This is a genomic window from Gardnerella sp. KA00771, assembly GCF_049244045.1.
Classification (GTDB): domain Bacteria; phylum Actinomycetota; class Actinomycetes; order Actinomycetales; family Bifidobacteriaceae; genus Bifidobacterium; species Bifidobacterium swidsinskii.
This window is the reverse complement of the sequence record NZ_CP058368.1, coordinates 1,016,531-1,041,273: the sequence shown is the minus strand read 5'-3', so window position 1 is coordinate 1,041,273 and position 24,743 is coordinate 1,016,531. Positions and strand designations below refer to the sequence as shown.

General features: G+C 45.6%; 15 protein-coding genes. All 15 read left to right on the top strand.

Annotated features, from left to right (window positions below; genetic code table 11):
- Nucleotides 1-25: 25 nt before the first annotated feature.
- The 15 genes from holA (at nucleotide 26) to HXT57_RS04370 (ending at nucleotide 24,712) form a co-directional block, all read left to right on the top strand.
- Nucleotides 26-1,024 (top strand): DNA polymerase III subunit delta, encoded by a 999-nt coding sequence (gene holA / locus HXT57_RS04440; protein ID WP_421783427.1) that lies wholly within the window; start codon nucleotides 26-28, stop codon nucleotides 1,022-1,024.
- 71 nt (nucleotides 1,025-1,095) lie between these two features.
- Nucleotides 1,096-1,668 carry a tRNA (adenosine(37)-N6)-threonylcarbamoyltransferase complex ATPase subunit type 1 TsaE gene (gene tsaE / locus HXT57_RS04435; protein WP_012914282.1) on the top strand — a complete coding sequence of 191 codons (573 nt, stop codon included), beginning with the start codon at nucleotides 1,096-1,098 and terminating at the stop codon, nucleotides 1,666-1,668.
- 113 nt (nucleotides 1,669-1,781) lie between these two features.
- Nucleotides 1,782-2,609 carry a tRNA (adenosine(37)-N6)-threonylcarbamoyltransferase complex dimerization subunit type 1 TsaB gene (gene tsaB, locus HXT57_RS04430; RefSeq protein ID WP_421783425.1) on the top strand — a complete coding sequence of 276 codons (828 nt, stop codon included), beginning with the start codon at nucleotides 1,782-1,784 and terminating at the stop codon, nucleotides 2,607-2,609.
- Between the two features lie 25 nt (nucleotides 2,610-2,634).
- Nucleotides 2,635-3,165 (top strand): ribosomal protein S18-alanine N-acetyltransferase, encoded by a 531-nt coding sequence (gene rimI, locus HXT57_RS04425; RefSeq protein ID WP_064621714.1) that lies wholly within the window; start codon nucleotides 2,635-2,637, stop codon nucleotides 3,163-3,165.
- A 21-nt stretch (nucleotides 3,166-3,186) separates the two neighbouring features.
- Nucleotides 3,187-4,230, top strand: coding sequence for a tRNA (adenosine(37)-N6)-threonylcarbamoyltransferase complex transferase subunit TsaD (tsaD, locus tag HXT57_RS04420; protein WP_064621715.1), 1,044 nt, complete (start codon nucleotides 3,187-3,189; stop codon nucleotides 4,228-4,230).
- Nucleotides 4,231-4,290: 60 nt separating this feature from the next.
- On the top strand, nucleotides 4,291-5,427 hold the full coding sequence (locus tag HXT57_RS04415; protein WP_064621716.1) for a tRNA (adenine-N1)-methyltransferase: 1,137 nt from the start codon (nucleotides 4,291-4,293) through the stop codon (nucleotides 5,425-5,427).
- Nucleotides 5,428-5,436: 9 nt separating this feature from the next.
- Complete coding sequence (locus tag HXT57_RS04410; RefSeq protein ID WP_004108244.1) at nucleotides 5,437-5,994, top strand: SixA phosphatase family protein; 558 nt, start codon at nucleotides 5,437-5,439, stop codon at nucleotides 5,992-5,994.
- Nucleotides 5,995-6,707: 713 nt separating this feature from the next.
- Complete coding sequence (gene metE, locus HXT57_RS04405) at nucleotides 6,708-9,062, top strand: 5-methyltetrahydropteroyltriglutamate--homocysteine S-methyltransferase (protein ID WP_116431629.1); 2,355 nt, start codon at nucleotides 6,708-6,710, stop codon at nucleotides 9,060-9,062.
- A gap of 3 nt (nucleotides 9,063-9,065) precedes the next feature.
- Nucleotides 9,066-9,920 (top strand): methylenetetrahydrofolate reductase [NAD(P)H], encoded by an 855-nt coding sequence (gene metF / locus HXT57_RS04400; RefSeq protein WP_421783417.1) that lies wholly within the window; start codon nucleotides 9,066-9,068, stop codon nucleotides 9,918-9,920.
- Nucleotides 9,921-10,791: 871 nt separating this feature from the next.
- Nucleotides 10,792-17,733, top strand: a complete 6,942-nt coding sequence (locus tag HXT57_RS04395) for a peptidase (RefSeq protein ID WP_421783415.1) — start codon at nucleotides 10,792-10,794, stop codon at nucleotides 17,731-17,733.
- A 296-nt stretch (nucleotides 17,734-18,029) separates the two neighbouring features.
- The gene (locus HXT57_RS04390; RefSeq protein WP_421783413.1) at nucleotides 18,030-21,218 is read left to right on the top strand and encodes a bifunctional [glutamine synthetase] adenylyltransferase/[glutamine synthetase]-adenylyl-L-tyrosine phosphorylase; all 3,189 of its coding nucleotides are present in this window, start codon (nucleotides 18,030-18,032) and stop codon (nucleotides 21,216-21,218) included.
- An 80-nt stretch (nucleotides 21,219-21,298) separates the two neighbouring features.
- Entirely contained in the window at nucleotides 21,299-21,532 is a 234-nt protein-coding gene (locus HXT57_RS04385; RefSeq protein ID WP_421783411.1) for a hypothetical protein, read from the top strand.
- Nucleotides 21,532-21,864 (top strand): type II toxin-antitoxin system mRNA interferase toxin, RelE/StbE family, encoded by a 333-nt coding sequence (locus tag HXT57_RS04380; protein WP_174182560.1) that lies wholly within the window; start codon nucleotides 21,532-21,534, stop codon nucleotides 21,862-21,864. Before HXT57_RS04385 ends, HXT57_RS04380 begins: the two co-directional genes overlap by 1 nt.
- Nucleotides 21,865-22,008: 144 nt before the next feature.
- Nucleotides 22,009-23,244, top strand: a complete 1,236-nt coding sequence (pyrB, locus tag HXT57_RS04375) for an aspartate carbamoyltransferase (RefSeq protein ID WP_421783409.1) — start codon at nucleotides 22,009-22,011, stop codon at nucleotides 23,242-23,244.
- A 55-nt stretch (nucleotides 23,245-23,299) separates the two neighbouring features.
- Nucleotides 23,300-24,712, top strand: a complete 1,413-nt coding sequence (locus HXT57_RS04370) for a dihydroorotase (RefSeq protein ID WP_004108592.1) — start codon at nucleotides 23,300-23,302, stop codon at nucleotides 24,710-24,712.
- The last annotated feature ends 31 nt before the right edge of the window (nucleotides 24,713-24,743 follow it).

Here is a 24,743-nt window from a genome sequence, read left to right as displayed (position 1 = left end):
AGAGTTGGTTGGTTTAAGGAGCATTATGGCAGCAAATGATAAGCGTGCGCAACGCGTTATGCCAGTTACGCTGGTAGTTGGAGGTGACGCTTACTTAAACGAGCTCAATGCTCGAAATGTGCGTGAAAAAGTTCAAAAAAGTGCTCCGGATGCTGAAATTATTGAACTCGATGCGTCAACTGCGGATCAGTACGCATTTGACGAAGCTGTAGGTCCTTCGCTTTTCGGTGACGGAACGATTGTAATAATAAATAATTTGCAACAAGCAGACGAGTCTTTAGTAGACGCAATCGAAAATTTCTGCAAACAAGCGCAAAATAGTGAAAATAATTTTGTAGACTCTTCTGCAACTTGGGTTATTGCACGTCACGAAGGTGGGCTTAAAGGAAAGTCTATTATTACGCGCCTTACGAAAGCTGGCGCAAACACAATTACAGTACCGGATCTTAAAAAAGACGATGCAAAGCTCAACTTCGTTATGAGCATATTTGAGCGTCACAATCGAAGTGTTGAGCCTCAAGCAGCACAACGTCTTGTGTCAGTTTTGGGAAGTAAAACGGGAGAGCTTGCAGCATTATGCTCGCAATTATGCTTCGACTATGACGATAATCCAATAACGCTTGATATTGTCGATCGATACTTGGTTGCAGATCCGCAAGTTACCGGCTTTTTTGTTGCAGATAAAGCTGTTGCAGGTCATGCAGGTTCTGCTGTGCTTGCAGCAAGAACTGCAATTGCTCAAGGAGTTGACGCCATAGCATTAATAGGTGCTTTGGCTGCAAAAGTACGCGTAATTGCGCTCGCAATGGCAATTCGCAACGGCACGATTTCTAGTGCTGAAGCGAAAGTAAACCCGTGGGCTCTGAAAATGGCAATGCGTCAGCTTGCTGGATGGAATAGTGCAGGTGTTTCTCAATGTTTGCAATCTTTAGCTTGGGCGGATGAGCAGTGCAAAGGCGGATCTAGTGACGCGAATTATGCGCTTGAAAAATGTATTATGCTCATTGCGTCTCGAGGAAATTAGAAAGCGTAAATTAAGAATCGTGAATAAGAAACGTAAATTAAGAACTGCAAATTAGAAAGATTGTGTTAAGTATGAAAGAAGAAACGGTGTCAGAACAGCAAAAAGTTTGTACTGTGCCTACGGATACTGATATGCGCGAGCTTGGTAAAGCTGTTGCAAAGCTAGTTAAAGAAGGCGACGTTTTGCTGCTTTCTGGCCCTCTTGGAGCTGGTAAAACAACGTTCGCTCAAGGTTTTGGCGCAGGGCTTTCAATTAGTGAGCCGATTGTGTCTCCAACTTTTACGATTGCGCGCGAATTGCATGGCACTTTTGCGGATGGTAAGCCGGCGACGCTAATTCACGTTGACGCTTACCGTTTGGGTGGCGAAGATTTTGCTCCGGGGCAAGATACTGTTTCGCGTTTGCTTGACGAGCTTGAATCTTTGGGACTTGACGAAGCTTTGGAAGAGCCAGGAGACGGCACTGTTGTGCTTATGGAGTGGGGTGAGCAAATGGCAGGAGTGCTTGCTGCTGAGCGCTTAGAAGTTCATATTGCAAGACCTATTGACTCTTCGCAAGTAGACGATTTTACTAGCGATGGCGAGCGAATCGTAACTTTGAAAGCTGCTGGCAAGGATTGGCTTAATCGACTTGCAAAATTGTAATTAAGAAATAGGCAGAGTAATACGCGAGTAATACATAAGTAAATAACGCAGTAAATAACGCAAGTTGTGCTAAGCGAGTAAGCTAGTCTGGTACGTGACTTCGAGGAATGAACATGAGTAATACGCTGATTATTGACACATCATTTGGCTCTACTGTTGGAATTGTGGACCATGAGCCGATTGTTGAAACCGACTCTCGCACTCACGTGGAGCGTTTACAAGTAAATATTGCAAAAGTTGTGGAGGACGCTGGGTTTAAGCCTTCCGATATTAAACGCGTGGTTGTGGGAGTAGGTCCTGCTCCTTTTACAGGACTTCGCGCAGGATTAGTTGCAGCAAAAGCGATTGCGTTTGCAAATAATGCTGAAATTTTGGGGTGTGATAGTCTTCTTCCTCAAAGTTTGATGATGCGTTCTGGCGCGTTCGAAGAAGCTCGCAAAAATGGCAGTATAGAGAAGGGTTTTCTACTAAATCTTCAGAATGATGCTGATTCTTGCGACTCTAATATTCGTCACTACGTGCTTTCACTAAATGATGCACGCCGTCGTCAAGTGTACATGTCCTTGTACGACGACGAAGGAAATGCGCTAATAGATATGGATATTGACTATCCGCAAAATGTTGTATCTCGCGTAAACGAGTATTTAGCAAGACAAACTAACGAAAATTATTGCGTGGATGTGCTCGGACACGGTGCTAAAAAATACGTTGAAGACTGGCGAAATATTGCGCATGTTGGCGTTATTGCAGAAGTTTGCGCGCTTGACTTGGGTGTGCAAGGCTTGCAAATTTTCGAGCAATGCTCTTTGGAATATGCAAATAAAGATGAGCACGTAAAAGCTGTTGAACCGCTGTATTTGCGCCGTCCGGACGTGTCTGTGCCAAATCCGCTTAAGCATGTGCTTGGCTCTGGTGAAGCGAATAAGGCAAAAGAGAAATAGAAGCGTTTTAACGATTTGAGTAATTATGATTGTTGATATAACGCGTTCTCAATTTCCAGCAGTAGCCGAGAATTGCAATATAGTTCCAAAGTGCGATTTTACTTGCGATGAGTTAGCGCAAAAAATAGCGCCTATTGAAGCTGACTTGTTTGGCAAAGGCTCATGGAATGAGAGCATGATTTCGCAAGAATTACAAGCTCCTATGCGCGCGTATTACGCTCAAATCGACGAAAATACGCATACATTATGCGGGTATGCTGGCTACTGGTTTGACGGCGATGACGCGCAAATAATGACAATTGGCGTTGCAAAACAATATCAACGAAAAAGCATAGCCTCTAAGCTTTTGTTGACAATGATTAAAACTGCAAAACAAATTGGTGCTAAACGCATGCTGCTAGAAGTGCGAGTTGACAATGTTCCTGCGCTCGCGTTGTATGAACGTTTTGGTTTTAAGAAAATGGGTTTGCGAAAACGTTACTATCAGCCGGAAGGTGTGGATGCGTACACAATGTGCGCTGATCTAACCGCAAAAAATAACGGAACTGAGGAATAACGAGGAATAACGAGGAATAAAATGAGCGAAGCAATCGTATTGGGAATTGAATCAACTTGTGACGAAACTGCCGCAGCTATTGTGCGCGGACGCACGCTGGTGTCAAATGTGGTGGCATCTTCAATGCAAGAGCATGCGCGCTACGGCGGTGTGATTCCAGAAATTGCTTCTCGTGCGCACGCTGAAGCTTTTGTGCCGGTTGTTTCTAAAGCTTTAGCAGACGCAAACATGGATTTAAGCGATATTGACGCGATTGCAGTAAGCGCAGGTCCTGGTCTTGCTGGCTGCTTAGCTGTGGGAGTTTCGGGAGCTAAAGCATTAGCTTGGGCTGCAAATAAGCCGATTTATGGTATTAATCATGTAATTGGGCATATTGCAGTAACGCAATTGCAATTCGGCGATGTGCCGGAAGATGTACTTGCTTTAATTGTTTCCGGCGGTCACACTTCGCTTCTTCACGTGAACGATATTGCTAAAAGTATTGACGTTGTTGGCACAACTTTGGACGATGCTGCCGGCGAGTGCTTTGATAAGGTTGCGCGATTGCTTGGATTCCCATACCCGGGTGGTCCTCATATTGACAGGCATGGAAGGCTTGGAAATCCGGATACTTTGAAAGTTCCGCAAGGTTTAACGCAAGGTCGTTCCGGCAAAGAGCATCCGTACGATTTCAGCTTCTCGGGTGTAAAAACTGCTGTTGCTCGTTGGGTTGAAGCGCGTGAAGCTCAGGGTCTTGAAATTCCAGTTGATGACGTGTGTGCTTCTTTGGCTAATTCTGTGGCGGAAGTGCTTTCTAGAAAAGCTATGATGGGCTGCGAGCAGTACGGTTCTAAAACGCTTATGATTGGTGGCGGATTCTCCGCTAATTCGCAGCTTCGTGAGCATTTGTTGGCTTGCGGCAAGGAGCATGGAATTGAAGTGCGTTTGCCAGAGCTTAAGCTTTGCACGGATAACGGTGCGATGGTTGCAATGCTAGGCGTGAATTTGGTAGAAGCAGGGGTTCGTCCTTCTGCTCCTGATTTTGCAATCGATTCTGCTATGCCGCTTACGACGGTGAGCTTATAATAGTAGAAATAATAAAAGTCGCGCTAAGAAATCGTGCTCTAAAAATAAGTGAGGTGTTTTGTGCAGTCAGTTAATTCGCGTAGTGGAGTGTTACGAGTAGGTGAGAAGATTCAGTTCACCGATCGTAAAGGTAAGCGAATTACCGCACAACTTATTGCAGGCGGGGTTACGCAAACTGAGCATGGTCTTATTTGTCACGACGACGTGATTGGTCAAAGCGAAGGCGTTGTAATTACTACTGTTAGCGCAAAGCGCGAAACGCAACAAACTATTGTTGATCCTTCTAAATCGTCCAACAAACCTTGGAAGGCGGCGCGCGCTATTGGTGGCTGGGATTATGTAGTTATGCGGCCGCGCATGGTTGACTACGTGCTTTCTATGCCTAGGGGTGCGCAAATTATGTATCCGAAAGATATTGCGCAAGTAATCGCTTTAGGAGATATTCGTTCTGGCACGCGCGTTTTGGAGTCGGGGGCAGGCTCTGGCGCGATGAGCTTAAGCCTTTTGGACGCAGTTGGGGAGTGCGGAAAGCTTACTACGATTGAGCTTCGTCCGGATTTTGCACGAATTGCTGAATCTAACGCAACTTTGTACTACGGAAAGCGACCAGAATGGTGGAATTTGCTTACTGGCGATTTTGATTCTGTTGCAAAAACCTTAGATGCGCACAGCGTGGATCGCATTATGCTAGACATGCTTGACCCTTGGAATCGCCTTGAACAAGCACATCGCGTTATTGTGCCTGGAGGCGTGCTTATTGCGTACGTTACGACCACTACGCAAATGTCTCGCATGGCTGAAGCTTTGCGAGAAAGTGGCATGTGGACTGAGCCAGAAATTCAAGAAACATTGGAGCGCACTTGGAAAGCTCAAGGTTTGGCTGTGCGCCCGGATCACGCGATGATTGGTCACACTGGATTTTTGATTGTTTCACGCGCAATGGCTGAAGGTTTTAGTGCTTTGAAGAAGCGTGAACACGGTACTAAAGATACTGTGAGCGATATTGACGATATGACAGCAGAAGAGCGCGCTGAACAGTTGGAAGACTTGTCTTTGCGCGATATTTCGGATCGTAAATTGCGTAAAGTTTTACGTGATTTAGATGTGCAGCTTGCGCAATTGCCGGAAGATTCGCAATCGCAAGATTTGCAAGATTCGCAGTCTGCACAACAATCAGCGCATAATCAAGCTAAGTAGGAGAGCATTATGGCATCACCAATGAAAAAGCTTATGAAGAAAGCACATCATAGTAAGTACGTTTTGTTGCTGATGCGTCATGCGAAGGCTGAAGCTCCTGAAATGGGCGACGACTGGGGTCGTGGTCTTACTGATAAGGGCTTGAAGCAGGCGAAAATTATGGCAAAAGGCTTGGAATCTTTGAAGCTTGTGCCGAATTATATTGTGTGTTCTAGTGCGAATCGCACTGAGCAAACTTTGAAACGCATGTTGAAGCGTTTTGGCGACTCTCCTGTGGTTGAGTCGCGCAAAAGTCTTTATGATGGCGGCATGCAATCTGTTATGGACGAGTTGCAAGCGATTCGAGGCGATGTTCATACGACGATGATTGTTGGGCATGAGCCGACGATGTCGATGGCTGCGCAGTGGCTTTCTTCGCCTGATTCGGATCCGGATGTGCTTGGGGCGATGCGTTTGGGGCTTGCTAATGCGTCGGTTGTGGTGCTTGTGTCTGATCGTCCATTCGCGACTTGCGGCTTGCGCGGCGCCACGGCCCTCGCAATCCTTACGCCCAAATCCTTTGCCTAGCTAAGAATGCGCTGATTTCTGTTGTTCAAGGCACACTAGCATCAGTGCTGCCGCCCACACCACGCCAAAAAATAATCCCCCCGCTGCGCACCCACCCGTAGCTTAATTTCGTGACTTTAGTTGCACGAATACCAGTGTGGTAGAGATTTGAGATTTTTCGCACTGAGCGCGGACGCTCGCGCGGGTAACGCGCTTGCTACGAAACTCGCGTTGGAAGTCCATTGGACTTCCAACTTAAGCGAGTTTCCGCTCCGAGTTGCCTTCGCGCGCTACGCTTTAAGCGCTTCGGCAGGTCGTCGCGCAGAGCCGCAGGCTGCTGATTCGCCAAGCGAAGAAGAAAAATCGAAAAATCTCTGCGATAGACACGGTTATTAAAGGCTAGCATGCAGAGTTTGGGGGATTTCTTTACGAGCACTAAAAGAGGACTGATGGAGCAACGTTCGTAGAGAACGAAGTAGACATGAGAGTCTTTAACAACCAAAGCGACTGAAGGACGGGACGTGCGAGGAAAGAAATCCCCCGAAACTCGCGCCACGTTAATCAATTCGGCGCGCTGGTAATTTCCATTGCTCACATTTCGCCAAGGAAAAGAAACACGCACGAAATTAAGCATATAAATTAATCTTATAACGACACCCCAAGTTCTTGAATGACCGCATTCAAGCATTTCTTTGCTAGGCTAAAGCGAGTCAAAGAAATTTTTTGGAGGATGTATGTCTACGGTTTTTACTTCGGTTTCCGGTTTTCCACGTATTGGCGCTAATCGTGAGTTGAAGAAGATTATTGAACGTTACTGGAAGCAGGATGCTTCTTTGGATGAAGTGCGTGAAGTTGCTCAGTCTTTGCGAGCTAAGCATTGGCGTTTGCAAGCTGAAGCTGGGATTGATTTAATTCCAAGTAATGATTTTAGCTACTATGACCAAATGCTCGATACTGCTATTTTGCTTGGTGCTGTGCCTGAGCGTTACAATGCTTTGAATTTTGAGCATGCTGAGGATACGCTTTTTGCCATCGCGCGCGGCTACCAGGGTGAGCGCGGCGATGTGACGGCTTTGCCTATGAAGAAGTGGTTTACTACGAACTACCACTATATTGTGCCGGAAGTTGAGAATCCGCAAGACTTGCATTTGGCTGGAACTAAGCCTTTTGACGAGTTTTTGGAGGCTCGCGCGCAGGGTTTGGAAACGAAGCCTGTGCTGATTGGTCCGTACACTTTTTTGAAGTTGGCTCGTACTCCTGAAGCTCAGGAGTTGGAAGTAACAGAGTCTGTGATTTCGGCTCTGGCTTTTGCTTATGCGAGTATTGTTAAGCGTTTTGGCGAGCTTCACGCAACTTGGTTGCAATTTGATGAGCCTTATTTGGCGTTGGATAAAGAGCAAGGCGATTTGGAGCTTTTTGAAGCTTTGTATAAGCCTTTGCTTGAAGCCAGGAGTGCGGAAGTTAAGCTTCTTCTTAACACGTATTTTGGCAATATTGCTGACGCTTACGAAACTGTGAATGATCTTGGTTTTGACGGCGTTGGCGTTGATTTGGTGGAAGGCAAGGAAGAAAATCTTGCAGCCATTGAGCATTATGGTGTGAACGAAAAAACTACGCTTTTTGCAGGCGTTGTGAACGGCCGTAATATTTGGCGCAACGATTATGCTGTAAGCCTTGGTTTGGTTGACGCTTTGCGCGAGAATATTACGGATCGCGTGGCTGTTTCTACTGCTTGCTCGCTTCTTCACGTGCCTTTTAGCACTGTTGGTGAGGATGCTTTGGGGGCGGATGTGTTGCAACATTTTGCTTTTGCTGTTGAAAAGTTGCAAGAGATTCGCGATATTGCCAATCTTTCTGCAGAAGGCGACGAAAGCCGCAAATCTAGTAACGTTTTGGCTAAAAATCAGGCTTTGTTTGACGGTTCACGCGTGAAAGCGGATGTTGCTGTTGCTAATCGTCTTGCGAATCTTAAAGATTCTGATTTTGTGCGATTGCCTAAGAGGGCGGAGCGTCAGCGTCTGCAAAAGGAATCGCTTGGCTTGCCGGATTTGCCAACGACAACTATTGGATCCTTCCCACAAACTAAGGATATTCGTAACGCTCGTGCTGATCTTCGTAAGGGTGAAATTACTCGCGAAGCTTACGACGAGTTTATGCGCAATCGCATTGCTCAGTGCATTGAGCATCAGGAGCAAATTGGCTTGGATGTGCTTGTTCACGGCGAGTTTGAGCGAAACGACATGGTTGAATATTTTGGCCAGCATTTGCGCGGCTTTAAGTTTACGAAGAACGCTTGGGTACAGTCTTATGGCACTCGCTGCGTGAAGCCTCCAATCGTGTGGTCGGATGTTTCTCGCGAGTCTGCAATTACTGTGGAGTGGAGTGCTTATGCTCAAAGCTGCACGAAGCATATTGTTAAGGGCATGCTTACAGGTCCTGTGACGATTCTTAACTGGTCTTGGCCTCGCGAGGATATTACGCACGAGGAGCAGACTCAGCAGTTGGCTCTTGCTATTCGCGATGAAGTGTTGGATTTGGAGCGCGCTGGTATTCGCGTGATTCAGATTGATGAGGCTGCTTTGCGCGAAAAGTTGCCGCTTCGTCGTTCTGATTGGCATAAGAAGTATTTGGATTGGGCTATTGCTGCTTTCCGCCTGGTTCATTCTGCTGTGGCTGCGACTACGCAAATTCACACGCATATGTGCTATTCGGAGTTTAATGACATTATTCGTGACATTGACGCTATGGATGCGGATGTGATTTCTTTTGAGGCTTCTCGCGGTGACTTGGTTGTGCTTGACGCTATTCACGACGCGCATTTTGAGACTGAGGCTGGCCCTGGCGTTTACGACATCCATTCTCCTCGCGTGCCTAGTGAGACGGAGCTTGTGGAGCGTATTCACGAGATTTTGCGCAAGATGCCTGCCGAGAAGCTGTGGATTAACCCGGATTGCGGTCTTAAAACTCGAGGTGACGCTGAAACTTGGCCAAGCTTGGAGAATCTTGTTTCTGCAGCTAAAGAGGTTCGCGCGCAATTGCAAGCTAACAAGCTAAGCAATCAGCAGTGCAATTCTCAGTGCAAGGGGTGAGTTATGCCATATAAACCAAAGTTTTCGCTGGAAGTTTCCCCACCTAAGCGCACATCTCCTATTGGTACGATTTACGATACTTTGGATGGGTTGAAAGGCCTTGACCCGGATTTTATTTCGGTTACTTACGGCACTGGAAAGCTGCAGGATCGCACTGCTACTGCGCGTATTGCGAATACTATTCGCTCCGAATACGGCATTGATGCGGTTGCTCATTTAACAGCTCGATACCTTGATTACGATGCTGTTGATGAAGCTTTGGAAATGTTTGATAATGCTGGTGTTTCCGGTGTTTTGGCTTTGCGCGGCGACGTGATTGCAGGCCAGGAAGCGGCAGGCGTTTTTGAGCACGCTAGCGACTTGGTTTATTATATTCGTTCAAAGCACCCGGATTTGCCGATTTTGGGTGCTTGCTACCCGGAGAAGCATCCGGAAGCGGAAAGTTTGCAAGCGGATATTGATAATTTGAAGCGCAAGGTTGATGCGGGTGTTACGCATTTAATTTCGCAACTTTTTTACGATAACGAGGATTTTTTGCGTTTCCGTGATTTAGCTCGTGCCGCTGGTATTAATGTGCCAATTGAAGCTGGCGTGATGCCTGTTGCGAACGCTTCGCAAGTTAAGCGCATGACGAGTTTGTGTGCGTCTCGCATTACTTCGCAAGTTTCCGCAATGATGGATCGTTGGGGGAGTAATGCTGATTGTTTGCGCGATGCTGGCAGTATTTTTGCTTCTCAGCAGATTAACGATTTAATTGCTGAAGGTGTGGATGGCATTCACTTGTATACCATGAATCACCCGGGCATTGCGCGAAGGATTTGGGCGAATGTGAAGCCGCTTTTTACGAAGATTGGGTAGGTGGTAGCGTTTGCGAGTTTTGGGGGATTTCTTTATTTGCGGTTTTATTTTATGCAAAGGTGAGTGATAGGAATTACTTGTCTCGCAGCGCTACGCTCTTATACCTTATTTGGACTTAGCGGTTGTGTAGTTAAGTTTAGTTTTTTACTTACTTTTTCTGCAAAAATAGTATTCGTCAATAATATTATTACTATCGTTCCGCTTTTATATTGCTCGACCAAGCAATTCCTATCACTCACACGTTAATTCACTCACAATTGTTTTTGTTGTGGTGGGAAGAGTGCTTGGAGTGGCACATGCAGTAGCACGGATGTTAGTGTTCACTAATCAACAGGAATCAGCGTCTGCGCAGAGCGCAACTGCAAAACTTCATAAACGTGCATGCGTCCTCGCTCAGTGCGAAAAATCTCAAATCTCTACCACGCTAATATCCACACGACTGAAGGGCAGTGAGTATTGAAATTTAACATAGAGTGTGTGAGTGTATATAAATGTATATCTATGTATATATGCACAAAATAAATGCAATTTATTCTAAACATGTGTTTAGAATCGACGTTAAAAATGTAATCTAGCTTACATTTGCTATATTAATTTTGACCGCAAAAACCTGCCGAAAACGTTGAAATAAAGTCTCGCGGGGGGGGGGGTTAGTAGGCTATGCATCATAACAGATACATTGCAAAATATTCATATATTAGGTATTATTGAACATAAATCTCAACAAGGGATTCGTGCTTTTGAAAGCTGAGTGGAAGTTTTATATGTATCTGATTGTAGTTCAATCAGCGTTTGATTACTACATAAAGCTCTTCACTAATAAATTCATAAAGACTTATTCAGAGAGAATCGATATTAAGGAGATATCATTATGATAAATTCAAATTCCGGAAAGCACGCACGCAAGGTTACATTGGATGCTGCAGTAAGTAACGCGATTGCGAAGGCTGTGGATGCTCGCAAGGTGGCGGCGTTTACGGTTGGCGCTGCAGGCGTGTTAGCTGGTGCGTCGTTCGCTTTTGGTGCAACTCCGGCAATGGCGGCGGAGGTGAGTGGTACTCCTGATACTAAGCCGGATGTAGCTCAGACGCCTGTGACTGCTGGTGAGAATGCTGGGACTGGTAAGAAGGCTGAAGCTGGCGATAAGAATCAGACTGAAGCTAATAAAGAGGCTGGGTATAAGGCTGAGAATACCAATAAGCAGGCTGAGCAGAAATCCGAGAATACTGTAAATACTGATGGTACTGAAAATAAATCGACTGTTGTAAAGATTCGTGGTAAGCGCTCGTTGCCTGATGCTCAGCCAACCGACGAGACTGCAACTGAAAATCAAGATCGCGCTTCTGATGGTTCAGCAGGTCAAGATCCTAATAAAATTAATCCAGACACAACGGATACCTCTAATACCAAGATTGATATTGACGAGAATAACGCTGACACTATGCCGAACGTGTATGGCTGGGGAAGCTCAGACAATACATACAGCGTAGATGGTGAAAAGCATACTATTACTTTCCATTTTGCAAAGCCAAAAGATGGCAATATTACCAGTATCGCTATTTTCCCTGCTAAGACGAATGGTTTCAATAATGAGAAAAGTGAGAGAGGTATTGATTTTTACTCGAAAAATTCAGGTAAACACCAAGCTTATTCTGGCGAATATGAGTTTACTGCGAATAATGATGGTTCTGCTGACCTTAAGATGACAACTCTTTTTAGGGATGGTAACCTTAATGGAGGCGCTGAGAAGTATACAGCCAGTCGCTCTATTTTCGTGTACGTAACTAAAGATAATAACGAAACTGTTGCTTATAAAACAAACGTATTCCGTGCTGTAACGCTTGTGCCGCCAAAAACTTCCGGCTCTGTGGTGCTTAAGTATAACGAGCAGCTTACTCCTGAAAAGGTTCAATCAGCAATTACTGCCGCTGGCAATATTGAGACAGCGCGTAGTGATAAGAAGTCTGTAAATAATCAGCTTTCTGATAAATTTACAGAAAATATTAACGTAAAAGCTGATGGTGCTTACGACAAGACTGCATTTGAGGCTATTAATAAGGAAACCTCAGCTCAAGGCGCAACGGATAAGACTTACGTAGCTGGCGCGAAGACGCTTAACACCTATATGGTTACGGATTTGGGCTTTAAGTCGCAAGCTATTCCGCTTACGGTTGCGCGCTACGACACGCGTATCGACAAGCCAACTGTTGAAGATCCAACTAACGTTTCGCAAGAAGTAAAAACCGACATCATCAAAAAACTTGCGGCGCTTAACAATGTTGCCCAAGACAAGGTAAGTATCAACGACAAAGGCGAAGCTGTAATCAACTTTGATGGCGTGGATGCTAAGGACGCTCCTAAGATTGCGCTCAAAGACCTCGTCCTCAAGAATCTCAAAGCTGGCGAGTACGTTGTTCCAAGCGATGAGAAAGCAGTCTTTGTGGCTAACCCACTTGGATACTCAAATGCTGAACTTGACCGAATCAAGCAGGCTATTTTCGAAGCTAACAAAGACAACAAAGAGCTTGGCCTTACCAGCACAGATCAGATTTCGCTTTCGTACCTTACTGGCGATCTTACTGCATCTGGTGATGCTAATAAGGGTATCTCTAATGGTCAGGCGGAAAACAAGATTACCGTTAAGATCAAGACCGATAAGGCAGTTGCCGAGTTTACGTCTGATATAAAGGCTAATAAGCTTACAAAGCTTCCAAATATTCGTACGGATTACGACGTTACTTGGACTAAAACCAAGATTGATGGTCGCGAAACCGACGAAGGTATTTCTTGGAGTAATGATCAGAAAACCACTATTATCTACCGTTACGATCCAACTAAAGCAGAAGAATTTGATACAACAAAGATTCTTGGTTTGCTGAAAGCTAAACCAAAGGATCCAAAGTCTGGTTTGCGCGACCTTACAGGCGGCGAGACGCTTGCCTATGAAGGTACAAGTAATCATTCGCGCAAGTCGCACATGAACTATGCGTTGCAAAATGAAGAGCCAACGGGCGAGCTTACGCTTGGCAATATGGGTGGCGCTTATTGGTCTGGGAATCAGAAAGTTTCTAATTCTGACGTAGACCTCGGTGATAATTTATCAGATGCTGGTTCGTATTCATGGGATACAGAGGCTGGCTCTGTAACGGTGGCTGCTAAAAAGGGCAAGATTTTCAAGGCGCGTCTGTTTGTTGAGCCGTATGCAATGACATACTATAAGCATGTTTATCTGGAGCAAGGCCGCAATCCAGGCAATACAGCAAAGGCAATTAACGTTATCTTTGTGCCGCAGACGAATCATAAGACGAAAGACCTTTCGGATTCGATTGGCGAGCACAAGACCGAAAACGTTGAGGGCAAGGATGTTCCAATACAGTCGAAGTATTACAACGCGTCTGCTGATAAGAAAGATGCGTATGAAAAGGCATTAAAGACTGCAACAGACTTGCTTGCAACTGTTAAGGACAAGCAAGAAAAAGACCTTACCGAAGAGCAGAAGGCGCAAATCGATAACGCTACGATTAACCTTAACAAGGCACGCGCCGAGCTTGATGGTGCTGACACCAACAAGAATAAGCTGAACGACTCGATTGATGCTAATGGTAAGGCTGCAGAAGGCACTACCGCCGCAACTGGCACGCAAGCAACAAACCAGTTCAAGAACGTAAGCGACCCTGACTTCAAGAAGGCAGACGGTTCTGATGATAAGGACAGAAACGAAGCTGCTAAGAAGGCAAAGACAGATTACGACAAGGCTCTTGAGGAAGCTAATAAGGTAAAGGAAGACAAGAACGCCACGCAGAAGGCTGTTGACGACGCTAAGGCTAAGCTTGATGCTGCGCGCGAAAAGCTTAACGACTTTACCACCAACAAGGATGAGTTGAACGCTGCTATTGCTGTGGATGGCAAGGTTAACACGGGCGATGCTGATAAGACAGGCGAAGCAAAACTCAAGACTGCCGACCCAAGCTACCAGAACTCGAGCGAGACAGAGCGCAAAGCATACGACGAAGCTGTAACGCAGGCGAACAAGGTTGTAGCTGATCCAAACGCTTCCCAGAAGGAAGTAAACGAGGCTATCAAGAAGCTAAAAGAGGCAAAGGAAGCGCTCGACAAGAACGCAACCGACAAGTCGCCTCTTGAGGCTGCCGTGCAAAAGAGCTTTGATAACCCCGATCCTCAGGACGAGAGCAAGCAAAGCGTGTTCTACAAGAACGCAAAGGCCATGGCTGATGCTAATGATAGAGGTGCATTGATTGCAATTAACAATTACGATCAGGCACTAGCAAAGGCTAAGCAAGTTCTTGCGGATAAAAACGCTACCAAGAAAGACGTTGCGGACGCTAAGAAAGCGCTTGAAGACGCTGAAGCAGCACTTCATACTGAGGCTTATCAAACAAAGGATACTGATCTTGCCCAAGCACTTGCGGACAACTTCAGTGGTTATTTGATGCCAGCGTACTTCAATGCCTTTGATAAGGCACAAGCTGAGGGCAAAGATTCTCAGGCTGCTAAGGACTTCAAAGCCTATAACGACGCTTATCACGCTGCAAAAGACTTGATGGATGAATTAAATAAGCCTGGGAGCACCGTAGATCAGAAAAAGGTTGATGCGGTTAAAGAGCAGCTAATCGCTGCTCGCAAGATTATTGACACCTACGCAACCGACACCAGCAGACTTTCGGCTGCTGCGCTTAATGACTTTGCAATACAACACAGCCCAGCCTACGCGAATTTGAAAGAACTTGCCGAAAAGCAAAATCCTAGTGAAGAAGAAAAAGCTAAGGTAGAAGCTGCTAAAAAGGCTAAGGAAGCGTATGAAAAGGCAGCAGCGAAACTAACAGCTGCGCTTACTAACACGCTTCCGAAGGATCAAGCAAATGGTCATGATATTCCTGATAACATTATCCCAAAGGAAGATGGCGACCCTAACGATAAGGACTACCTGAAAGACATTCAAGCGCACAAGAACGGTGAGCCGCTGAACAGGGATGTTGACACAATCCTTAAGGAAATGAACGAAGCAGCGAAGGCACTGGATAAGTTTGCGACTAAGACCGACGAGCTGATTAAGTCGATTAACGAGGACGCAACCACTCATCCAAGCCCTGCGTTTAAGAACGCGTCGCAGCCAAGCTTCCAAAAGCCTGATGGCTCGGGACCGGATGATGCCAAGAACGCTGCTGCTAAAGCGGCAGCAGATGCCTACGGCAAAGCACTCAACGAAGCCAAAGACTTGCTCATCAAGAAGCCTGATGCTACGCAAAAGGAAATTAACGACGCCAAGGCTGCTCTTGACAAGGCTCGCGCCGAGCTTGACAAGTACAACACCGACGTCGCCAAGCTCAAAGCGAGCGTAAAGAAGCATGGTACCAAGGCAGACGTTCCTGCTCCAGAAGAAGGAACGCTTACCTCTGATGCGTATCGCAATGTGTCTGATCCTCACTTCATGAAGGAGCAGGATGGCAAGCTTGTTCCTGATGATGATAAGAACAACAAGGCCGCCGCAGACAAGAAGGCGTATGATGAAGCTTTGACAAAAGCTCAAGAGCTTTTGAAGAAGCATGATGATAAAGATACGCCGCAAGACGCTAAGCCAACGCAAAAAGAAATCAACAAGGCGCTTGATGCTCTTGATACAGCACGCACCAATCTTGACGCGTACAAGACTGACACTTCTAAGCTTGAGACAGAAATTAACAAGTCTACTGCTGAACATGCTCCTGCTGTTACTGAAGGCGACTTTGAAGCTACTCCAGAGTTCAAGAATGCTCAAGCTAAGACAAGCGATGGTAATGAAAATGCAGACGTTACTGCTTACAAGAATGCTCTTGCAAATGCTCGCAAGTTAGTAAGTGATGCAAAGGATACAAACAAGAAGAACAGCGAACGTCCAACGCAACAGCAGATTAACGATGCGTTCGATGCTCTTACTGCAGCTAAGAAGCAAATTACTGACAACTACAAGACGAATTTTGAAGCGTTGACTTCTGCCAAAGACTTTGCAGATGATGGCTTCAAGAAGACGCCTGAGTATCAAAATGCTCTTGCTAAGAAGACTGCTGGTGATCCAGGTGCTACAAATGACTTGGGTGAAACTGGCAAAGACACTGGCTTCGAGAATGTTCTCAATCAAATCAAGCAGAAGCTTAATGATGATAACTGGAAGAAGACAGCAACTCAGAAGTCTGTAAACAACTTGCTAAAGAAACTGCAAGCAGCTCAAGACAAGATTGCTAACAACTACAAGACTGATGCAAAGCTTCTTGAAAACGAAGTCGGCGATAAGGACGCACAGGGTCAACCTGTAACACCTCCATTCGAGGCGTCGGTTGAGTACAAGAACGCGCTTGAAAAGAAGAACGCTGGTGACGCTACTGCAACGGAAAAGCTTAAAGCTTATGTCGAGAAGCTTGCTAAAGCAAACGAGCTTATTGAAAAGGTCAAGAATCCTGATCCAAACGCAAAGCCAGAAGATCGTCCAACTCAGAAGCAGGTTGATGATGCTCTTGCGGCTTTGAAGAAGGCCAAGAAGGATATCGACGACAACTTCAAGACCAAAGTTGATAAGCTCCAAAATGAAGTTGATGATAAAAATGAGGATGGCACTGCGCGTACTCCAAAGTTTGAAGAATCAACTGAGTTTGCAAACCTTCAAGGAAAGACTAAGGGTGGCAAAAAGCCTGATGACCTTGTAGCGTATGAGCAAGCTTTGGCAAAGGCTAAGGAACTCATCGACAAGAACGATGGCAAAGTCAAGAATGATCAAGATCAAGAAGTTGACGTTCCAAAGGATCAGCTCCCATCCCAGAAGGAAGTTGACGAGGCTCTTAAGAATCTGAAGGAAATTAAGGATAAGATTACTAAGAACTACGTCACCAGCCCGCATGACTTGCAAGAAGAAGTTGATAAGTCGAAGGGCGGAGATACTGACACCAGAACCGACGTGTTCGAGAATACTCCAGAGTTCAAGAATGCGACTGCTAAGGGTGATGACGCTGCTAAGAAAGCTCTTGACGACTATAACAAGAAGCTCAAGGCTGCCAAGGATCTTCTTGATAAGTTTGATCGCACTACTGGAAAGCCAAAGACTGATCTTCCAGATGGTACTAAAGTCCCAACTCAAAAGCAACTTGACGATGCTCTAAAGGATCTCCAAGCCGCCAAGAAGAAGATTGCCGATGATTACAAGACTGATCCTTCCAAGCTGAAAACAGAAGCAGATGCTGATGCTAAGTTCCGTGATTCTGTATTCTTTATGATTGGAATGACTGAGGATATTGACGCCTATAACAAGGCTTTGGCTGAGGCTAACAGTGTGCTTAAGGATCCGAATGCTACTCAGGCTGAGGTTGACGCGGCTTTGAAGAAGCTTCAGGCGGCTAAGTATAAGATTAATCACCCGTTTGGCATAGGCAGTGGTGTTGGAAGCGGTAGCGGCTATGATGCTGATGCTAGTGATTCTCAGAGTGCTTCGGTTGATAAGACTGCTTTGAGAGTTGAGGTTAATAATTCTGAAGCAGATTCTTCTGCTGCGTCTAAGGCGAATACTGCTGCTGCTAGAGCTTACGTGAAGGCTTTGGCTGAGGCTAAGCGTGTGCTTGCTGATAAGAATGCTACTCAGGCTCAGGTTGATGCCGCTTTGAGGAATCTTAAGGCTGCTAAGGCTGCGTTGCGTAATGCTTCCGGTAATGCTGGTGGTCTTGCTAAGACGGGTGCTGCGACTGGCTTGTTTGCAAGTCTTGCTGCAATCTTCTCCGGTCTTGGTGCTGCTGGCGTAGCTTCTCGCCGTCGTAAGCACTCTAACGAGTAGTCTATCGCGTAACTAAAATCCCTCGCAGGTTATCTTCCGATAATCCGCGAGGGATTTTTTCTCGCTGCTGCACTAAACTAAACGCTCCAAATGTGAGATATGTTTTCCGCGTTTGGAGCTCTACGCAACCCTAAACTCTCCAAACGTGAGGTATGTTCCCCACGTTTGGAGCGAAATGTATCCTCAAACGCTCCGAACGTGAGGTAAGTTACGCGCGCAGTATGCAATCTGCGCTAGTAATGCACACATCTTATACGCAATTCGCCTTGTACACCACCACAATGTAAAGTTGCGGTATGGAAAGTGCGAACAGAACAGATAGTGCAACTACTGAAACCAACTGCAACGAAAGCAGCACAAACTCTTCCGCACTCACCTCAAGAAGCCTTATTAAAGCCGGTTTTTCTCGCCCGGATTCCGCACGTTGCGCAATGATAGCAATATGCAAAAACTGCAATAAAATATCTTTTGAAACACTACTAAGAAGCGCGCTTACAGTTGAAGATCCAGATTCTGCATTGCTTTCATTGCAAGATTTAAGTGAAGCATACCCCGAAATAATAAATAATATTTCAACTTCAAATTCGCAAGTATCTGACTCATTAACAAGCCTAATGCAAGTATTAGGTGCGTCTAACGCGTTGGCAATGCTTATGCGCACAAGACCTAATCTTATAAAAGCCGCTGCAAACGACCCGAATCATCTTTTTGCAATGACTAGGGAAGAGCGTGTAAAAGACTTACTCGAGGCAATACAAGCGTATACTGCAACAGTTGTTTCTTCTGAAAGCAGCAATTCCAACACAATTTACTTAACATCACTCGGCTTTGCACAAGCAGTTTCTGCGCTTCGTGCGCGCTACCGTGAGCATGTTGCTGCAATTATGGCAGCTGATTTAGCGAGCACTGACCCTGTTGAAGTGCAGCCAGATATTAGTCGTAAGCTTTCCGAGGCTGCCGATGCTGTTCTAGAGGCAGCGTTGTCTATTTCGCGCGGACAGGTTACTGGTTCTTCCGCATGCAGATTTGCGATTATTGCTATGGGTAAGCTTGGCGCGCAAGAAATTAACTACGTTTCCGATATTGATTTGATTTACGTTGTGGAGCCTGCGGATTTAAGCAACAAGCAGAACCAGGATGCTGCTTTGCGTGTTGGTGCTTCTATGGCGATGGTTTTGCAAAAAGTATGCCAGTCGGTGGTTATGGGCTCTGCGGAGCCTCCACTTTGGCAGATTGATACTGCGCTTCGCCCGGAAGGTAAGGATGGTCCTCTTGTTCGTAGGCTTGATTCTCATAGGGAATATTATGAAAAGTGGGCGAGTAGCTGGGAGTTTCAGGCGCTTTTGAAGTCGCGCCCTGCAGCAGGGGATGTGGATCTTGGAAAAGCTTATCGCGATATGGTCGAGCCGTTTATTTGGAGGGCTTCTGGTCGTGAGCATTTTGTAGCTGACTGCCAGCATATGCGTCAGCGTGTGGAGTCGCTTATTCCGGCTTCTCAACGCGATTTAGACATGAAGCTTGGTCGCGGCGGCTTGCGTGACGTGGAGTTTACTGTGCAAATGCTGCAGCTTGTGCACGGAAGTGAAGATGAGTCGCTTCGCGTAAGGGATACTATTTCCGTTTTGCAAGCGTTGGCTCAAGGCGGCTACGTCTCTAGGTCTCAGGCGGCGCTTTTGGCAGAACACTACCGTTTTGAGCGCGTTCTTGAGCATCGTCAGCAAATGTGGAGTATGCATCGCACGCATTTGTTCCCAGATTTGGGTGCGCAAGGAAACGGCGGCTTGGATCGTGCGCGCACAATTTCTACAGAGCAGCTTAACAATAATGATCAGATTTGCCGTCTTGCTCGTGCTGTGCGGCTTCGTCCGGAAGAGTTAGTTGCGCGTTTTGATAAAGCTCGTCGTGAAATTCGGCACTTGCATAAGGATATTTACTACCGTCCGATGCTTCCTATTAACGCTCAAACGGATGCGGATCCTATTGTACTTTCGCCGGAGGCTGCTCGCGCGCGCTTTGCTTCTATTGGTTTTGCGGATGCTCGCGCAGCACAGTTGCATGTTGAAGCGCTTACGGAGGGGCTTTCTAGGGCTGCTAAAATTCACAGAATTTTGCTTCCAGCAGTGTTGAAGTGGCTTGGCGACGGGCAGAATCCAGATATGGGTTTGCTTGCGTGGCGGCGTCTTGCTGAGCGTTTTGGTGGAAAAAACACGTATCTTGGTTTTTTGCGTGATTCTCCTTCCGCAGCTCAGCGTCTTTGCCACGTTTTGGCGGATTCGCGCTATCTTGGAGACGCTATGATGCAGTCAATGCAGTCTATTACTTGGCTTGGCGACGACGAAGCGTTATCTGCGCGCGATAGGGCAAGTCTTGACATGCAAACTAGCGCAATGGTTGCGCGTTATGCAAGTAATATTGAGGATTTTGCGCAGTCTTTGCGTGCTCTTCGCCGGCAGGAAATTGAGCGAGTTGCTTTAGCTTGGATGTGTGGTCTAATTGATGACGATACTTCTATGCTTGCAATGAGTGATGTGTTTGATGCTATTTTAGATGCGACTTTGCAATGGTCCATGCGTGAAGCTGTGTCAGTCATGAATTTGAATGCTCCTCAAGCTGAAATTGCTATTATTGCTTTAGGTCGTTACGGTGGTAGAGAAGTAAACTTCTGTTCTGACGCAGATATTATGGTAATTTACAAGCCTGTTGGTGAAGATTGCGATTTCAACGCAGCTCACCGCTTTGCGCAAAAAACTGTAGATATTTTGCGTAATATTTTGCAAGGTCCTCTTACGCTTGAACCAAAAATCATGGTCGATTTGGATTTGCGTCCGGAAGGAAAAGACGGTCCGCTTGTTCGTTCGCTAGAATCTTGCGAAAAGTATTATCGTCAATGGGCTAGCACTTGGGAGCATCAAGCGTTGTTGCGAGCGCGTTTTGCTGCAGGTTCTAAGGAGTTGGCGGATGCTTTGCTTGATGGCGTTGTAAACGAATTGCGTTACGCTGCAAATCCTCTTAGTGATTCTCAGCTTGCTGAAATTCGTAAGCTCAAAGCGCGCATGGAAGCGGAGCGTTTGCCTCGAGGTGTGAGTAGGGACAGGCATTTGAAGCTTGGTCGTGGCAGTTTAAGCGATGTTGAGTGGACTGTGCAATTGATGCAATTGCAATATGCTTCAAAGCATGAATCTTTACGAGTAGTTGGAACTATGCAAGCGTTGAAAGCATTGCAATCTGAGCATTTTATAAGCGACGAGGATGCTGAAGTTTTAAGCCGCTGCTGGCATATGTGTTCCGCGGTGCGCAACGCAAACTTCTTGTGGTCTGGCTCAATGGCTCGCGCAGATATTATTCCAACTGACTCGTATTCTTTGGGTGGAATTGCAACTTACCTTGGCTACGAGCCGAACCAGGGCCGCGTTTTTGAAAACGATCTTTTAGCAACTATGCGTCAGTGCCGTGAAATCATGTCTCGTCTTTTCTACGCTCGCTAATTTCTCAATCTTTAGTCGCTTCACATTTATTGTTGCATTCTCTTCTTTAGGTTATAATTTCAGGACGGGAGGTGATTTTAATGAAAAATACAGTAATAAGTAATGATGTAAAAGAAAGAGCCAACACTTCAGTTTTTTATGCTGATGTTTCTGCGCCTATAAAACAAGCAGTCAGTGGTGAAAATTTAGAAGAAAATGACGAATTATTATCTACTGATTTTGCTGCAAAACTTATGCATAGTTATAAGCAGTCAGTTTCTGGTTTAGTGCGTCCGTATGCGGATGTTTTTGCTGAGTTAGAAAAGGGCTTGTAATGAGTTCCTTTGATATTCTTGTTACTCAGGATGCAGAAAATGATTTAAAAAATATAAGAGACTATATTGCATCTAATATCTCTAAGAAAACTTCCATAAGAATTATTAATTTTATTAAATCTAGTATTGAAAGACTGTCTCTTTTTCCTCAGTTTGCACCTGTAGTTAAGTATGAGCCTTGGAATTCACTTGGTGTGCGTCGTATTATTGTAAAGAATTTTCTTGTTTATTACAGAGTTGTTTTAGAAGAAAATACAGTTTATATTTTGAAGGTTACTTATGGTAAACGTAATCAACAAACTGTATTGGAACAAATAGATTTATTGGATTAAGTACTTATTAAATGTTGCATAATAAGTTATAGTTCTCCGCCACTCCGGGGGTGGGGGGATTCGTCAACGCTAATCAGTAAAATTACGTAGGTCGCGTGTGGTTGCGACCGTTTGCCAATTGACGGAAGGTGAGCGGTACTTATTATGACGAACGCAATTTCTAGTTCTTTGCATCAAACTTTTTCTCGCAGTACAATTGCAAATTCTCTAGCTGGCAAAAGTGTTGTTACATTAGACGATATTTCAACTGCGCAAATACGAATGCTTTTAGACAAAGCGCGATACATTGATTCGCACCGTAAAGAAGTGGCTCACACTTGCGATGGCAGAGTGTTGGCCACTCTTTTTTATGAGCCGAGCACGCGCACCCGCTTAAGCTTCGAAACAGCAATGCTGCGTTTAGGTGGAAAAGTAATCGGTTTTGCAGGTGCGCAACTTTCCAGTGCGAGCAAAGGTGAGACTGTAAACGATACTTTGAAAGTCGTGTCTAACTATGTCGATGTTGTTGCAATGCGTCACCCAAAGGAGGGTGCTGCTTTTGTTGCAACGCAAGCTGTGAGCACGCCTATTATTAACGCTGGCGACGGCGGTCACATGCATCCAACTCAAACTCTTGCAGACTTGGCAACGATTCTTGCGCGTTTCGGCCGCCTTAATAATCTCACTGTCGGCTTGTGCGGCGACTTAACATATGGCCGCACGGTTCACTCGCTTATTGAAACTTTGTGCCGCTTTGGAAACGTTCATTTTGTGCTGATTAGCCCGGATGAGCTTAAAACTCCGCAGTACGTAATCGACCGTATTATTGACACTCCTTCGTGCACTTATGAAGAAACTCGCGACTTGATGGAAGTTATTGGCAAGCTTGACGTGCTTTACATGACTCGCGTGCAAGAAGAACGTTTTACGGATCGCGAGCAATACTTGCGACTTCGTGACACGTACATTTTGACTGAAGAAAAATTGCAAAAAGCAAAGTCGCATATGCCTGTGCTGCATCCGCTTCCTCGAATTAACGAGATTGCTCTTGACGTTGATGATGATCCTCGCGCAGCATACTTTGAGCAGGTTAAAAACGGTATGCTTATGCGTATGGCTTTGGAAAGTTCCGTTCTTGGAGACGAGCTTTGCGGCTACGAGCCAACTGATTTTGTAAACGTGCCAGAAGACGAATTGCGAGCAGTTGACGCACATGGAATTTCATTAACGGATCCTCGCGTGCACGTAACGGACGTGAATGCGCCTGAAGATCTTACTTGCCCGAATCCTCGTTGCATAACAAACAGCGAACTAACTCTTAAACGCAAGTTCTACAAAGCTGATTCTGTAAGGCACGAGTATCGCTGCATGTATTGCGACGAAGAAGCAGAAACTAAATAAAAAATTTAATAATATTATTATATAACTGTAAAAATTACGCAAAACCAGGAGTGAAATGAACGAATCAGGCACCTTAACTTTGCGCAATATCTCTGTGTGGGATACTGGCGAACGTATTGATCTTATTGTTGATGGCGTTCGTCAGGATGCCCTTATAGAGCAGAATGCGCGCGTTACTGGCGACATTGACGCAAGCGATTGGGTTGTTGCTCCTGGCTTTGCAGATCCGCATGTACATTTTAGAGATCCAGGGCAAACAGCAAAAGAAACAATGATGACAGGCAGTGAGGCTGCTGCGGCTGGCGGTTATACGCAAGTTTTGATTATGCCAAATACTGTTCCTGCGGTAGACGGTGAGCCTTGGGATGACGCTCCATTTGATGTAGAAAATGTAGTTGACTATTTGCAGCGTTATGGTTGCATTTACGGCGTAAAATTGCCAGTTCGCTACGATTTAAGCGTGTGCGCATCATTGGGACGTAAAGGCTTAAAACCAAGCAATATTGAGCTTTGGAAAAAGTATGTTGCTGGAATCGACGACGACGAAAAAACTTCTCCTATGAAAAAGCACCCGATTACTGCTATAAGCGACGACGGTGCTGCAGTACCTGAACCGATTTTGCGAGATGTGTTAGCTATGGCAAAACAAACTGGTTTGCCATTCGTGGAGCATTGTGAGCATCATGATACGGGAGCTGTGAACGAGGGTCCGATTGCAAAAATGCTTGGTGTTGGTGGAATTCCAGCTTCTACTGAGCTTGCAATTGTTCAGCGAGATATTGATGCTTCCCGCGAAACTGGCGTACATGTGCATTTCCAGCATGTGAGCACTGCTGCTGCGTTTGAAGCTATTCGTAAGGCAAAGAAAGAGGGTTTGCCGATTACGTGCGAAACTGCGCCTCACTATTTAGCTTTATGTGATGAGGATGTTTTGCGATATGGTGCTATGGCTAAGATGAATCCTCCTCTTCGTTCAAAAGCGGACAGGCAAGCAACGCTCGCTGCTATTGCGGATGGCACAATTGACATGATTGCAACAGATCACGCGCCTCACACTGCGGAAGAAAAGTCAGGAGATTTTGCAAGCACTCCTAACGGAATTATTGGGCTTGAGTGCGCGTATGGCGTGTGCCACAAAGTGCTTGTTGATGCAGGATATACGGACGATAAGCATTTAATCGAATTGATGGCAGTAAATCCAATGCAATTGATGAGCAGAAGACCTACTGATATTGCGGCTTTGCTTAACGTTTCTTCGCGATGCGCAAACAAGCGAACGCTGCGTTTAAGTATTACTGAGCACCCTGAAAACGTTGATTTAGTGCTGATTAATATGCGCGAAAATTGGGCGGTTGACGCAAATTCGTTCCATTCAAAAGCTCGAAACACTCCTTTTGATGGATGGCAACTTACAGGCAGACCTGTTGCGACGATTATTGGTTCAGAAATTGCTTTCTCGAGAATGTGATTGATTAAATATAAATTTGGAATGGTAGTAA